Below are 15004 nucleotides of genomic sequence, written 5' to 3' on the forward strand. Positions count from 1 at the left end.
GATTAATTTTATAGTTGGATAGATAATTTCTATATTATGACCCTGACTCAACTGGAATATATTCTGGCAGTGGATGAATACCGTCATTTCGCTACGGCCGCTTCCCATTGTTATGTAACCCAGCCTACGCTGAGCATGCAGATTCAGAAACTGGAAGAAGAGATGGGCTTTAAGTTTTTTGACAGAAGTCGCCAACCCGTTGTGCCTACTCCAATGGGAGAACTGGTTTTGGAACATGCGCGCAGAGTACAGCGGGAGGTCAAGTTGTTGGAGGATGTGATTAGAGAGAAACAGGGACTCATCCATGGCGAACTCCGTTTGGGTATTATCCCCACTCTGGCACCGTATTTATTGCCACTTTTTCTCCCTTCATTTTTGGAAAAATATCCTGAACTCCAACTAAAGGTGAAAGAAATGACAACGGATAATCTGCTGGATGCAGTTCTGAAAGGTCATCTCGATATGGCCCTTGCTGTAACCCCCCTTCAAAATAAAGGGTTAAATGAACATCCTCTTTTTTATGAAGAAATGGTAGCCTATGTTTCGAAAAAAAATGCAGCGTATAAAAAAACTTATATGCTTGCCAATGATATTGACGTGCATGAACTCTGGTTATTGGAAGAGGGACATTGCTTTCGCGATCAGATGCTGAATTTATGTGAATTACAACAGGCGCATAAAGATCTGCTCCTCTTTGAATACGAAGCTGGAAGTCTGGAGACCCTAAAAAAAATGGTGGAGACTAACAGAGGTATAACCATCCTTCCTGAATTGGCCACTTATGACCTGAATGCTACACAGCAACGGATGTTACGTCATTTCCGCTCACCGTCACCGATGAGGGAAGTCAGCCTGATTACCAGCAAAACATTTGTAAAACAAAAACTATTGCTGGCTTTGCGCGATTGTATAATTAGTTGTATCCCTGATAAAATCAGAAAGAATAAGCCAAAAAATATTATTCCTGTGTCGGAGAATTGATCCCTTAAGCCACTTAAGAACCGTTTTATTCATAGAATGGGCGGTTAGTATTGGTTTGTTTGAAGAACTGAATCCAGGGTTTTCTGATAAAGCGGATATTTGGTAAGATCATTGTGACTGCCATCTTCAATCCGAATGAACTTGTCGGCTGGTTTTAATAAGGGCTCTAATCGAACCGCATTAGAATAGGGAACAACACCATCATCAGTTCCCTGAAAAATCAGGATCGGCGCTTTCACCATTGGAATATAACGGTAGGTCGGAAATTCCATTTTAATCATTCTGCTTATCGGATAGATGGGCAGGTACCGTTGAAAAAGTGAATGAATACTATAATAAGGCGTTTCAAGGATCAGTATTTTATTGACAGATGCTGTTGCCAGTCGCGCTGCAATTCCGGTGCCCATACTTTTTCCATATAGTACCAGACTGTCGGAACTAAAGCGGGTTCTTGCCAGCTTATAGGTTTGTACAGCAAATGAATGTATACGCTCTTCTGTAAGCTCACCCGTGCTTTTCCCAAAACCAGGATAATCCGGCATCCACACTTCGTATCCCCGGCTTGTAAACTGTTTTGCATAGGCGGCATAATGCCGTATGTTTTTTTTATTTCCATGGAAATATAATACAGCGCCCTTCGACTTATAACTACTGTCTGATGAAGGTAAAAAACGGATGATATTCAGGTTGGATGCGGCATCTATGGGGATATTCAATTCCTTGAAAGGCTGATCAAACTGATAGGGACTTGATTTGGTGAGTGGCTCCGGATGAAAGAGAAAATAATCCTGCAGATAATACACGGCTATTCCAATTCCTGCATACAGTAATACTGCTAATTTTAACCACCTCATCCATTTCATTGCGCAAAAATAAGAAAGCCGGAACGCCATAAACAAATTAATGCTAAATTGAATGTGTAAATATTAATATATGAAAGGCAGATGGTATTCAATTCCGGTGGTACTCCTCTTGCTTTGCGCTGTTTCTGCAAGTTCCCAAACCGAATCCGATGAGGGAAAATTAGGCTTACCTGGAGATAACCTGAATCTATTTTCGGTGATGAAAATTTTTCAGGAATCGGAAACCCTTGAAATTTTCGAGAAGAAATTAAATGAAGAAGAAAACCGGATCAACAACCTCGATTTGGATGGAGATGATAAAATTGATTACATAACTGTGGTGGATGAAGTGGATGGTGATGTACATCTGATTATTTTAAGGGTTGCGCTGAATGAAAAGGAAAACCAGGATATAGCCGTATTTACCGTGGAGAAAATAAAAAACGGCGAAGTGCAGATTCAGTTAACGGGTGATGAAAACCTTTATGGGAAGGATTATATCATTGAGCCGAATATGACGGAAAGCGGTTCCGGTCGACCCAATCCGGGTTATACAGGGAAAACGCAAAAAATTGACGATAAGGTAATTGTGGCCAATACCATACCTCGTACTGAAATCGCCACCTGGCCGGTAGTGGTGTATATGTATCAGCCCACCTATGTTGTTTGGCGTTCACCCTGGCATTGGGGTTATTATCCGGGTTGGTGGAGCCCATGGCGCCCCTGGTACTGGCACCAGTATTATGGCTATCACTATAACTGGTATCACCATTATTATGGATTTTACCGAAGAAGTTATTACCACCACTATCCGCACTGGAATGGTTTTTATTACAGTAATCGCCGAACAGTATCTATAACCGTTACCAACAGACGCAGATCGGGATATTACAAAACTACCTATTCAAGACCTGAATTGAGGAGAGATGGCATGGCGATGTACACCAAACAACATCCCGAAAGGCCGGTGTTGAAACCAGGCATTAATCGGCCTGCTCCAAGACCCACCCCAACGAGACCAGGAGCTAACAACGGAGCAATTGCAAGGCCAACACCATCCAGACCGAGCCCCACCAGACCAGCTCCGACAAGACCAAGTCCTGAAAGACCCGTTACAAGGCCTACTCCGCAACGTCCGGTAACCAGACCAACACCACAAAAGCCTCCTGTTACAAGGCCCGTAACACGTCCTGCAACCAGGCCGGCACAAAGGCCTGCACCGAAGCAGGGAACAGGAGGTTAAAGAATACCTTTAAGTCGGAGATGCTGAATCAACAGGATGGTTTTGCCGTCCTGAATTTCACCTGTATCAATCATTTGAAATGCGTCTTCAATTGGAATTTCCAGCACTTCAATTTCTTCCTGATCAATGCCGCCGCCATCTGCAATTTTCATGTTATGGTCGTAAGCCGCAATAAAAAAGTAAAGCTTTTCAGTTACTGATCCGGGCGACATATAAGCATCAAATACCCGGGTCACATCCTTTAACCGAAAACCGGTTTCTTCTTCTGTTTCTCGCCTGATGGCATCAGCCGGTTGATCCTGATCCAATAATCCCGCACAGGCTTCTATCAGCATACCATCGGGATTGCCATTTATATAAGTAGGCATCCTGAACTGGCGGGTCAATACAATTGTCCGGCTTTCCTGATTGTATAATAAGATCACCGCACCATTCCCCCTGTCATAGGCTTCGCGATCCTGCCGCTGCCAGTTACCGTTTTTTAACTGATAATCGAAATGGACTTTTCTTAAAACATACCAGTTGTCTGATAAGATTTCAATAGAATGAATCTTCACAGCAGGCGAATGATGCATATGGTGATAGTTGATTGTTTAATGGTCAAAACTCAGCACACGGGTAATTTTCCATTGATCCCCGGTTTTATTCCAAACCATAATATTTTTAAATGTTCCGCAATCCATCTTTTTGTTTTCAATATGGCAAAACTGATGGCGGTTCACCTGAATGGCACCAAAGCCTGGAATTGGAAATACTTCCATACTGCCCGCAATCAGATCACGTCGAAAACCATTGCTTGCATTATTGGTAAATAAGGTGTTGAGCTTCTCTCTGGTTATTTTGTAATCATCCTTTCCTCCTTTATCATGATAAAATTCGATATCCGGTGAAAAAAAAGACATAGTTGTTTCCAGGTCGCGACGATTGAATGCATCAAAAAAAGCGCTGTCCATTGCATGAATGGTATTGAATAATTCCTGATCAGTAACAGGTGCTGAAGCATTCGATTCCGTTACAGGCAATGCAAATAGACGGGCGGTAAAATCAAGCAGTCTTCCATCGCCATAATCTCCATGTCCCGGCACCACTACTTTGAAGGCAGGAAAACCGGCCTGAACCGCCCGGATTGTATTTGCCCATGCAGCAATGTTGGCATCACCCACATGACCAAATCCGGCATCAATGGCTTTTACCATACAGCCTCCAAACAAGGCATTGAATTCAGGAATATAACTCACGATATTATCCTTCGTATGCGCCTCACCAAAATACTGATTGATGATTTCCTGATTACCAAGTTTTAAAATCTGCTTATCAGTAAATCCATATTGCGGAACAGGAAGATTCTCCTGTTTCGCTGTCTTGATAGTCAACTCCGAGGCATAAGAACTAATACCCGCTTTATGAAACACAGTTAATCCGGCTAAACAATCATTGTGGTAATGATTAACGATTACACCTTTGATTTTGAGCTTCCACTTTTTCTGCAGCACCCTTATTAATTCCTGGCTGGCAGTATCGGATGCAGGCGTGTCAAAAATATACGCAGAATCCTTGTTGATATAAACCATTCCATTACAGCCCACCTTGCCCCATTCATTGGTGTTCAGGTAAGATACATGTACATACAGTGATGGATTGATGGGAACCAGTTCCAACCGGGCTGATTTATAGGACCTGGTTTGCGCGCTGGCGAAATTGCCTGCCAGCAGTAACAGACAAATAAGTATGCGCTTATTTGTACAGGTCCATCCAGGCAAGTAATTTTTCATTAAATAGTTCTGCTTCTTCATATGGAGGGTTATGTGCACTTTCTTCAAATAATTCAATGGTCAGGTCCGGAAATTGTTTGCTGATGGCTGTCCATTGTTCACGAGGACCTGCAACAAAATCATATTTCCCCAATGCCAGCCAAACCGGGGTATAAAAATCTTCCAACTCCTTGGTTATTTCAATGTCTCTGAAAACGATGCCCCATAAATAATCGATGGCGGGCATATTTGTATAAACACCATTCCAAAAAAACCGTACATCAGTTTCACTATTCCTCCAGCTTTTTGGTGCCAGTGCCAGATTATATAAAAGGAATGACTGATCCGGACCGGCTTCAATAAGTGCCGGTAATTCTTCCATGTTTTTCTGGAATTGGAGAATTCGTTCAGGCTCAGCCAGAGTGTCAAAATGAAGATCAGCTATCGCGTGGTTTTCTGTTGACAAAGACGGACTCATGGCAATCAAGATAAGTCCATATACCTGATCATTGTATTTTTTTGCATATTCAAACGCCATATATCCATGTCCGCTATGCCCGGCTACCCACCATTTTTCCAAACCAAGGTATAAACGCAAAGCCTCCATATCATCAGTTATCCGATCCAATGAATACAAATCTTCAGTAGTTCCACTGCTTTCAGGTGGAGGCGTAAAACCTCGGTGATCAAGATAAATGAGTTGAAGGTTTTCTTTTAGTTTCGGAGAAAACCATCGCTGATAAAAAAGGGTGCTTCCAATAACAAGCACAGGTTCTCCGGTTCCTTCTATCCGGTAACTAAGCTTAAAGCCATCACGTTCAATAATGCCATCTTGGATTTTCATCTTGGATTAATCTTTCAGGGTCGGAAATTTCTGTTTCTTTCAATAACCGGGCACAATATACTACAGCAACGGCGAAGACAGATTGTAAATGGCGATCATTTATTCACAGGCCGCTGTTATCAGTCGCATGATTTCACCAATCTGCTGATTGGTCCATCGGGTTACTACTACCAAATCATTTTTATAGTCTACGATAATATAATTCCCGCCATATCCTGCCGCATAATATAAATGAGTGGGCGCTCCTTTCAATGATTGATCACTGTTGTTCCACCATAGATATCCATAGGCTTTATTGGGTGCAGAAGGTGCCAGCGCTTCCTTAATCCAGGCTTCTGATAAAAGCTGTTTATTTTTCCATTTTCCTTTGCGCAAAAACAGCAAACCATACCTTGCCTGATCAAGGGTATGAATGAAAATTCCGCCTCCAAAATGGCCGCCCCCACTTACCGACTGCACCTGCAGTCCGTCCATGTTGACCCAGGAGTTTTTGTATCCAAACCAACGCCAGGTGGTAGACGCACCAATAGGGTCCTGAATTTCATCCTTCAATACCTGCGGCAAAGGTTTTCTCCAAACCTGCAATAGAGAATAGGCCAGCAGATTTACCCTGATATCATTATACTTGTAAAAGGTTCCGGGTTCATTCAGTTTTCGGTTTCTCCAGTCATCAATGGTTCCTTCTTTTGGCGGACGATCAGCCCAGTCATATTGATTAAATAATTCACCCGACCAGTCCGAGCTCTGGTTTAATAAATGTTCCCAGGTGATTTTGCTGTTATGAGGACCCTCAAAACTGCCGTCCCACACATATTGATTCACCTTATCCTTTACAGATTTGATTAATCCTTTGTCAATGGCGAGTCCGGCAATGGTAGACAGATAACTTTTCGTAACACTAAACGTCATATCCACCCGTTCAATATCGCCCCAGGATGCTACGATATAACCATTTCGGATCACAAGGCCGGCTGGTTTTCCCCTTTCCTTAGTGGGACCAAGAATCTCATAGCCGGGTTCCCGCTGATACGTTTTATAGGATGCAATACGCAGGTCTTTGTCAATATCAATCTCGGAAGCAATAGCCAGTTTTACTGCACTGTCCAGCAAAACCTGATTCATACCTACCCCTTTTGCAGGTTTGCGTTCCCAACTGCTATCCGGATAATAGGGTTGCTGCGCGATGGCAGATTCAACAAGAAAGACTCCGACCAGCAGCAACCAACTGAAATTTTTATAATACGATTTCATTGCAGCAATATACAACGCTTTCGTTTTTGGCTTTTATTATTAACGCTGAAAAAAAACTTGGGAATTTCTGTAATTATAAGTGAGTTGGGGAATCTAAGAACTGAACATACACAAAAAAGAGAAAAAATGAAAAAACCGGGAATTGCTTGTTTGTTACTGCTGCTGGGATTTGCAGTAGGAGCGCAGGAAAAGAAAGCGTTTAAAGTGGAAGTTAGCGGCAGAGGCCCCGCAGTACTATTTATTCCAGGCTATAGTTGCAGTGGGGAGGTTTGGAAAGAAACCGTTTCCCAGCTCCAAAGGAACTATGAATGCCATGTATTGACGCTGGCTGGTTTTGCAGGACAACCAGCTATTGATTCCCCTGTTCTAAAAACAGTAAAGCAGGAAATTATTAACTATGTAAAGAGTAAGAAACTCCATAAACCGAGGCTGGTTGGCCATAGTCTGGGTGCTTTTATGAGCTTATGGGTGGCCAGTGAAGCACCGCAGCTATTCGGGAAAATCGTTTGTGTGGATGGTGTTCCTTTTGTCTCTTCTCTTGGAAAACCTCAAATAACAGTTGATTCAATTAAAAACAATCCGGCTTTTAATCCGGCGATGGTTATCGCCAATTTTAAAAATCTGCCGGACAGCGGTTTTGTTGATCAAACAGCTAAAGCTATGCGTTGGCAGGTGCAGGACAGTTCAAGAGCCCGTCAGATCGCCATCTGGCAATATAAAAGTGACCGGCTTACCCTGGCAACAACCCTGATCGAAATGTCAACAACTGATCTTCGAAACGCAATTGCCCATATTAAACAACCGGTTTTGGTATTGGGAAGTATTTATGTTACAAAAGAAAACAGCGTACTTTGGTTGAGGCAGCAATTTGAAAAGCTGACGCAGGCTGAAATCAAAGTGGCAGACAGCAAACATTTCATTATGTATGATCAGCCAGATTGGTTCCTGATAGAATTAACTGCTTTCCTGAAATAATGAACCAGAAACAAGTTTTTACTGAGCTCTATGAGTCGTATTCGCCTGGCATATTAAAGTTGTGCATGGGATATACAGGCGACCGGAATCAGGCTGAAGATCTGTTACAGGAAGTATTTTTTTCTGTTTGGAACAATATGCAAAAATTCAGGCAGGATGCCGCCTGGAGTACCTGGATTTACCGGATAGCCGTAAATACCTGCCTTACTTATCTGAGAAAAAAGAAACTGATTACGGTTGATCTGGATGCCGATTTTTTAGGTGCCATGCCGGAAGAGAAAAGTGCCAAAGAGCAGGAAATTCAGTTGTTGTATACCTGTATCAGCAAGCTGGCTGAAGCAGACCGTTTGATTATTGGAATGGTACTGGATGATAAGCCTTATGATGAAATTGCAACTATTCTTGGTTTGACGGTCAATAATTTGCGGGTAAAGATTCATCGGATAAAAAAACAATTAACTGAAATCTATAACAGTTATGCAAGACTTTGATGCGTTGAAAAAACTCTGGCAGGAAGAGCCGGAAAAGGCCCGGCCGGTAACAAGGCCCCAGCAACTGAGCAGCACGTCCAAACGAAATAAAAGAGTGCTGAAAAATTCACAGTTGATTGGTGCATTGAGCCAGGTTTATGTTGCCGGCTTTATTAGCTGGATGATATTTTTTGGAAATTTTGGTTTCAAATTCTGGTATACCCATTTATCTATGGGCATGATTGTGCTGCTCTGTTTAATCCAGGCCGGATTCATGTTTTATACCCATAAAAAGATCAAATCAATTGATGATGGCCTTACACCTGCTGAACACCTTCGTCAATGGGAAAACTATTATGAAATCCGTAAAAAACAATTGACTTTTCAGGGACCGGTTTTTACGATTCTGCTCAGCATTTCATTAGGGATCTACTATATTGAAATATTAAGTGACCGCCCCTTTCTGCCTTCCCTTATTATAGTGGTGCTAACTATCGCCTGGGTACTCTTTGCCTATTTTTACCTGGGTAAAAGAAGTATCAAAAAAGAGACGCGCCGTATGCAGTCAATCATTGATGAATTGAAACAGGTGGAGCAGCAATTTGCCGGGAAGGAATGAGAAAAGGAGGAGCAGGTATTTCGCTCCTCCTGGTTAGTTGTTAGCAACCGCAGCCGCAACCACAAGTGCAGGAACTGCCTATGCAGGTGTCGCCGCAGGTGCAAATGATAGAGTTGAATGATGTGCCGCAAATGCATTTGTTTGAATTTTTCATTGTTTTATTTTTTTGTTTGAATTGATATTGCAAAACTACATCGGCAAACAGGAGCTGCCGTTACACCCTGTAGGGATTGATGTACATAATTCCCTGAAAAGCGGAAAAAACTTTAAATTCTATAGTATAACTTTATAGCGTGTAGATAAATAAATATGCAATCCCACAAAGCTTCGCTCTATATGAGTCCCACCCGCATGATGGTGGTGTCGCCGCACCTGGTGGCAGATGTGCACCAACATGCTGTGATGCAATTTACCTGTTCGCTGGATGGGTCGCCATTTTCGGTATGGACTGATTCTGATGGCTGGCAACAAACAGAGGGAGTGTTAATTGATGGCAATATTGCTCATGGTGTAAAAGATTTTACCGGATGGCAGGTAACAACCTGCATCATACCAGATGCACGAAAAGGAAACTGCGTCAAGAATAAAGTGTTGAAAGGCCAACCACTAAAATATTTTAAAGCAGATGAAATTCGACCTGTATTGGATGCGCTGCAAATCACCCGCCGGCAGCTGCTTCCCGATTCTTCCGTTTTTCATGCCCTTACTGATGCGGTTTACGACCATCTGATTGGCGAAGAAACCTTTCTGCTTCCGCTCGACAATCGAATCGTTCTGGCAATACGTTCCATAAGACAAAATATTCGCGATACTATTTCTGCAGCTGCTTTAGCCGCTGAAGTGCATCTTTCTGAACCCCGCTTTCTGCATTTATTTAAAGAGCAAATAGGGGCGCCATTGAGGCAATATGTGTTATGGCAGCGTACAGCAGTTGCTGCAGAAGCATTTATCAGCGGCATGTCAGCCAAGGAAGCCGCCTATGAAGCGGGCTTCTCCGATCCTGCCCATTTCTCCCGCAGTTTTTTGCAACTATTCGGTGCACAGCCTTCTTCTTATGCCGCCATCAGGCCGTTCTATCAATTTGCCTTCTTTCAGGACATATAAATCAGTTTCAAGTGGTCTGAAAAATAAAGAATAGCCAGTTTATTCAAGCCGATAGCCGTTTCGTTCAAGTGTATGCTGGTTGCATATCGTTCCTTTGTTCCAGCAAAAAAACAGGTATGAAACAATTTCTTCTCTCCTTACAAAAAAGAACGCAATCAGAATCTTTTATTCGCCTTCCTCTTGAATGGCGGCTCCTTAGCGTCCTGCTCTTACTGATGGGACTGCGACTGGCAACCATTTTGGCAATTGTAGTAAAACAATTGTTATGAATGGAGCTTATACCTATCACGTAAAAAACATGGTTTGCGAACGATGTATTGTTATCGTGAAAAACATCCTGTCATCGTTACAGATTGAAGCAAAACTGGCCCTTGGTAAAATCAGTGTTGCCCAAAAACTGATGCCTTCCTATGAGCGTGGGTTGGTGGAACGTCTTCGCAGTGTGGGACTTGATCTTATAGAAAGCCGGGTGAGCCTCCTGATTGAAGGCGTCAAACAGGCAGTTCGGGATTATATTGCGCTGGGAATCGATGCCCGCCAATATAAGCTATCCGGCTTCATTTCGTCCCGTTTGTCCTACGATTTCGGGTATCTTAGTGATCTTTTTTCAAAAGAAGAAGAAATAACTATCGAACGATATTATATTCTTCAGCGAATGGAAAAAGTTAAAGAACTGATTGCTCATGATCAGCTTACATTAAGCGAAATTTCTTATGAAACCGGCTTTAGCAGCGTACATCATTTGTCTGCGCAATTCAAAAAATTTACCGGACTAACACCCTCCCAATACAAAGCAGCTGGTAATGAAATCAATCAAACACAAACAATTGCTATTTTGATGGCAGATTTGTCTGGTTATTCTGCTCTTACAGAAACACATGGAGCTATTTCTGCAGCCGATCTTATTGATAAGTATGTAGAAATTGTTCAGGATTGTTTGATTGGTGACAGCAGATTAGTAGAACGGGTAGGTGACGAAGTAATGATAGTTTCAAATTCCCCTGATCATTTATTAGCTACTGCTGACTTAATTATTAAAAAAACCTCAAAGGTGAATAATTTTCTACGTGTTCACGGAGGTCTTCATTATGGTGAAGTAGTTCAACGAAACAATAGTTATTTTGGATCAGCCATTAATCTTACTTCCCGAATCGCCAAAAAAGCAAGCCCCGGAACTTTTTGGTGTTCAGGGGAATTTGTAGATGCGCTGCAGGATAAAGTACAGCTTAGCTTAACCCCATTAGGGAAACACAGCTTCAAAAATTTCACAGAAGAAAAGAATATAATTGAGTTGTCTTCAGAGCTCCATTCCTCTATTTATGTTGATCCTGTTTGCCACATGCTGATATTAAATAAGGAAACAGCCGTTAAACATCCTTCTGATGAACATTATTTTTGCTCCGCGGAATGTCTCCAAATTCATAAGTCAGCAATAAATAATAGCATCACATTTAATTAGAAACGATGAAATTTTATTGGAACATGCCATCCGGTTTACAAGTTCATTACCGGCATGAGTTGGACTCGTATCAGCAGGAAATGGAAAAAGGAAATTTGCCGCAGGCCTGGCGACAGTTGGAACGTGCTCATATCCTTGGCCAGCCCTGGTTGGTGCAGCACAATCATGTTCATTGGCTGATGCTCAAATTTGGTATCAGTATAAAAAGCAGAAAAGAAATTCTTGGTCAACTGCTGCGACTCATTTTTGGCGGCGTAAAGTCCTTTGTAGGGAAAGTCCCTACCGGCAATACTGGCGGTTCCGATGTGCCCCCATTGAAGAAAATGGAACTGCCGGAAGACCTTGAAAATTTACTAAGGCCCTACCGGAGTCGTTAATACTTCAAAATATCACGCATAAATGCATGGTATTCGGAATAAGAGGGCAGGTTATTGTGGCCGCCACCGGGGATTCTGATCAGAGTAATTTTGGATGGATTAATCCCCTGCAATTTCTCACTGTGTTTAATGGGGATCAGCCAATCCTTCGTGCCGTGAATAATATAGGTATGACAATTGACATGACGGATCCATTTGTCAGTGCGAAGATGATACCTCAACACAAGCGAAACAGGTAATATGGGAAGAAATCGTTCCACTACTTTCTTGAAACTATAATAGGGCGCATCCAGTATAAGATAACGCGGACGGTTATCCGACGCCAATTTTGTTGCAAATCCGCTCCCGATGCTCCGGCCATAAACAATCATGTGATGCTCCGGATACTGATTGGTTAATTCTTTATAAACGAATTGGATATCTGCCAACAATTGTTTTTCGCTTCGTTTACCTGTGCTTTTCCCAAAGCCCCGATAATCAATTAGTACAACATCGTAATTGTAGCGATAAAAATCCCGCGCATATTTCGCCCAGCCCTTGATGCTTCTGCTGTTCCCATGCAGGTATAAAACCAGTCCATTTGGCTGATCCCGGTAAAAATGTAATCCATTGATACTTACCCCCGGCTCCGGATGAAAAAACAATTCACGAAACGGACTATCGTATTTGAATTCAAAATCCGCCGCCAGTTTCTCCGGCTTAAAGATGAATTTCTCCTGCAGAAAATAACCCAGAATACTGAGGAGAAGGAGAGAGGAGATGATGTAGAGGAGGAGCATGGAGAATGGTCAATGGTGAATAAGGTGAATAAGGTGAATAAGGTGAATAAGGTGAATAAGGTGAATAAGTGAAGGAGGTGAATAAGTGAATAAGTGAATAGGTGAATGAGGTTGTTGTTAATTACTTTTATTGAGATTCATTGAACAAATTATATCCTCCACTCACCCGAGCCTCCTTCACTTATTCACCTCCTTCACCTATTCACCTCCTTCACCTCCTTCACTCTTCCTCCTCATGATACACTCTCTTGAGTCTAATGCTCGTTACCGGTGCCACAATCAAGGGGAATTTTTCTACCACCACATTGGAGGGATCGAGTCCGAAGCCCCGTTCTTCTGAAAGACTGGTTTCTTTCAACCAGAAATAAATTTTCATGATGATCCGCTCCAGGAAAGGCAGTTCATTATCCTGACTCAGGTATTTCTCCATCACAATAAACTGGAAATCGCCCACCACATTGTTGCGCTCCAGACTCTCATACCGGCTGTAAATATTTACTTCTTTATTGTTCACCAGTTCTTCCACCACTTTTCTGAACAGCAGGTTGATCTTGGGTTCCATCCGGAAACCCAACCTGAATTCCACGCGGATAATATCATTCGGGATGATATGATCCACTACATATTCGCAGGTATACGGATCATCCAGGGTATCCACATGCACAAACCAATAGATATCAGCCCGCTTTGGTTTTTTATTCAGTATGGAATAAATGATTTTATGTTCAATCTCCTTTGGATTATTCGCACTGGTCATATAAACCAGGTGGGTTGCATGTTTCGGTACCGTTTTATCATTACTCAGTTCCTGGATCATGGGTACATAATGTTCCAATCGCACAAATTCCACGTAGCGGTTTTTAATCTTCCTGCTGCGATAGGAAACATACATGATGATGAACATGCCCAATCCAATGATCAGGGTAATATAACCCCCATGCGTGAATTTTTCCAGCAGAGCAGCAAGGAAGGTGATCTCGATTATGAGGAAGCTGATCAGAAAGAGATAAATCAAAACAGAGGGAATGCGTTTTGCCACCATATAATTGGAGAAAAGAATGGTGGTGGTAATCAGCGTTACAATAATCGCCAATCCGTAAGCGGCTTCCATTCGGGAAGATTCCCGGAAATAAAGTACAATACCCACACAACCCACAAACATCATGGTATTGATACCGGGAATAAATAACTGTCCTTTTTCTTCCGAGGGATACCGGATTTTCAGTCTCGGCCAGAGATTGAGTCGCATAGCCTCACTGATCAGTGTGTAGGCGCCTGAAATCATAGCCTGACTGGCGATGATGGCCGCCGTGGTGGCTATGATTACACCCGGTATAATAAACCATTGCGGCATCAGGTCATAAAAAGCATTGATCCCTAATTCCGCTTTAACAGCCGGTGTAACGGTGATGCCTGTACGATTGGCAAGCAGAAAAGCACCCTGACCAAAATAATTCAGAAGCAGACAAAGTTTTACATAGATCCAGGAGGTTCGGATATTGTCGCGGCCACAGTGACCCAGATCGCTGTACAATGCTTCCGCCCCCGTGGTACAAAGGAAAACTGCACCCAGCAGCCAGATGGCTTTGGGGTAGTTGGTCAGGAAATTTACAGCATAATAAGGATTGACCGCTTTTAGTATGGTGATATCATCTGTGATATGCATCAGTCCGAGAATACCCAGCATCGTGAACCAGATCAGCATAATGGGACCAAATAGCTTACCAATGGATGCAGTCCCAAACTGCTGCATAAAGAAAAAGGCCGATATGATGGCCAGTACAATATAGACGATGGTGGATGTCTGTAATTCATGGAAAACCGGTAATTCGCGCAAACCCTCAATGGAGGAGGTGATGGTCATGGGAGGGGTGATGATTCCATCCGCCATCAGCGAAGCGCCGCCGATCATGGCCGGCAATACCAGCCATTTTTTTCGTCTGCGTACCAGGGCATAAAGGGCAAAGGTTCCCCCTTCTCCCCGGTTATCGGCACGCAGCACCAGCCACACATATTTTACCGTGGTAACCAGGGTGAGGGTCCAGATGATACAGGATAAGGAGCCAAGGATCAGGTCATCGGTTATTTCCCGTCCGGATATGATCGCATTAAATACGTAAAGAGGAGAAGTACCGATGTCACCGTAAATAATTCCTAAGGCGATTAGCAGGCCTCCAAGGGAGACTTTGTCTAAATTTTTTCCCACAGTTGGACTATTGCGCCGGGGTTTTTACCCCAACTGGTATTCAGAATAAGCCGGGTTTTATTCCGGCTGTCTTGCAAAGGTATAGTTAAAATATTCATACCTT

At 42.7% G+C, this 15004-nt stretch carries 16 protein-coding genes; 9 read left to right on the plus strand and 7 right to left on the minus strand.

Annotated elements, in window-relative coordinates; all coding sequences use genetic code 11:
* Positions 1 to 36 precede the first annotated feature (36 nt).
* Positions 37 to 981 carry a hydrogen peroxide-inducible genes activator gene (locus B2746_RS15475; protein ID WP_290795690.1) on the plus strand — a complete coding sequence of 315 codons (945 nt, stop codon included), beginning with the start codon at positions 37 to 39 and terminating at the stop codon, positions 979 to 981.
* A gap of 44 nt (positions 982 to 1025) precedes the next feature.
* Here the strand turns inward: B2746_RS15475 and B2746_RS15480 are convergent, their stop codons facing one another.
* Positions 1026 to 1844, minus strand: coding sequence for an alpha/beta hydrolase (locus B2746_RS15480; RefSeq protein WP_290795692.1), 819 nt, complete (start codon positions 1842 to 1844; stop codon positions 1026 to 1028).
* Between the two features lie 70 nt (positions 1845 to 1914).
* Between B2746_RS15480 and B2746_RS15485 the strand changes: the two genes are divergently transcribed.
* Positions 1915 to 3066: a hypothetical protein gene (locus B2746_RS15485; protein WP_290795694.1), complete on the plus strand. Its 1152-nt coding sequence runs from the start codon at positions 1915 to 1917 to the stop codon at positions 3064 to 3066.
* Here the strand turns inward: B2746_RS15485 and nudK are convergent.
* The 4 genes from nudK to B2746_RS15505 form a co-directional block, all read right to left on the minus strand.
* Entirely contained in the window at positions 3063 to 3641 is a 579-nt protein-coding gene (nudK, locus tag B2746_RS15490) for a GDP-mannose pyrophosphatase NudK (RefSeq protein WP_290795697.1), read from the minus strand. The two genes, B2746_RS15485 and nudK, sit on opposite strands and share 4 nt — an antisense overlap.
* A gap of 18 nt (positions 3642 to 3659) precedes the next feature.
* Positions 3660 to 4838, minus strand: a complete 1179-nt coding sequence (gene bla / locus B2746_RS15495) for a subclass B1 metallo-beta-lactamase (RefSeq protein WP_290795699.1) — start codon at positions 4836 to 4838, stop codon at positions 3660 to 3662.
* Entirely contained in the window at positions 4801 to 5661 is an 861-nt protein-coding gene (locus B2746_RS15500; RefSeq protein ID WP_290795701.1) for an alpha/beta fold hydrolase, read from the minus strand. Before B2746_RS15500 ends, bla begins: the two co-directional genes overlap by 38 nt.
* A gap of 99 nt (positions 5662 to 5760) precedes the next feature.
* Positions 5761 to 6912: a serine hydrolase domain-containing protein gene (locus tag B2746_RS15505; protein WP_290795703.1), complete on the minus strand. Its 1152-nt coding sequence runs from the start codon at positions 6910 to 6912 to the stop codon at positions 5761 to 5763.
* A gap of 126 nt (positions 6913 to 7038) precedes the next feature.
* Here B2746_RS15505 and B2746_RS15510 point away from each other — a divergent pair, with 126 nt between their 5' ends.
* The 7 genes from B2746_RS15510 (at position 7039) to B2746_RS15540 (ending at position 11916) form a co-directional block, all read left to right on the plus strand.
* The gene (locus B2746_RS15510; RefSeq protein ID WP_290795705.1) at positions 7039 to 7887 is read left to right on the plus strand and encodes an alpha/beta fold hydrolase; all 849 of its coding nucleotides are present in this window, start codon (positions 7039 to 7041) and stop codon (positions 7885 to 7887) included.
* Complete coding sequence (locus B2746_RS15515) at positions 7887 to 8378, plus strand: RNA polymerase sigma factor (protein WP_290795709.1); 492 nt, start codon at positions 7887 to 7889, stop codon at positions 8376 to 8378. Before B2746_RS15510 ends, B2746_RS15515 begins: the two co-directional genes overlap by 1 nt.
* Complete coding sequence (locus B2746_RS15520; protein ID WP_290795711.1) at positions 8365 to 8976, plus strand: hypothetical protein; 612 nt, start codon at positions 8365 to 8367, stop codon at positions 8974 to 8976. The genes B2746_RS15515 and B2746_RS15520 overlap by 14 nt, the downstream gene beginning before the upstream one ends.
* A gap of 309 nt (positions 8977 to 9285) precedes the next feature.
* Positions 9286 to 10080, plus strand: a complete 795-nt coding sequence (locus tag B2746_RS15525; RefSeq protein ID WP_290795713.1) for a helix-turn-helix domain-containing protein — start codon at positions 9286 to 9288, stop codon at positions 10078 to 10080.
* Between the two features lie 116 nt (positions 10081 to 10196).
* Positions 10197 to 10349: a hypothetical protein gene (locus tag B2746_RS15530; protein WP_290795715.1), complete on the plus strand. Its 153-nt coding sequence runs from the start codon at positions 10197 to 10199 to the stop codon at positions 10347 to 10349.
* Positions 10346 to 11539 (plus strand): helix-turn-helix domain-containing protein, encoded by a 1194-nt coding sequence (locus B2746_RS15535; protein ID WP_290795717.1) that lies wholly within the window; start codon positions 10346 to 10348, stop codon positions 11537 to 11539. The genes B2746_RS15530 and B2746_RS15535 overlap by 4 nt, the downstream gene beginning before the upstream one ends.
* Positions 11540 to 11544: 5 nt before the next feature.
* Positions 11545 to 11916 (plus strand): DUF3703 domain-containing protein, encoded by a 372-nt coding sequence (locus B2746_RS15540; RefSeq protein WP_290795720.1) that lies wholly within the window; start codon positions 11545 to 11547, stop codon positions 11914 to 11916.
* On the opposite strand, the gene B2746_RS15545 is transcribed toward B2746_RS15540, so the two are convergent.
* Together B2746_RS15545 and B2746_RS15550 are read right to left on the minus strand one after the other, a co-directional pair.
* Positions 11913 to 12695 (minus strand): alpha/beta hydrolase, encoded by a 783-nt coding sequence (locus tag B2746_RS15545; protein WP_290795722.1) that lies wholly within the window; start codon positions 12693 to 12695, stop codon positions 11913 to 11915. The two genes, B2746_RS15540 and B2746_RS15545, sit on opposite strands and share 4 nt — an antisense overlap.
* 220 nt (positions 12696 to 12915) lie before the next feature.
* Entirely contained in the window at positions 12916 to 14901 is a 1986-nt protein-coding gene (locus B2746_RS15550) for a KUP/HAK/KT family potassium transporter (RefSeq protein ID WP_290795724.1), read from the minus strand.
* Positions 14902 to 15004 lie beyond the last annotated feature (103 nt).

It is taken from the genome of Flavihumibacter sp. UBA7668 (genome assembly GCF_002483205.1).
Taxonomy (GTDB): domain Bacteria; phylum Bacteroidota; class Bacteroidia; order Chitinophagales; family Chitinophagaceae; genus Flavihumibacter.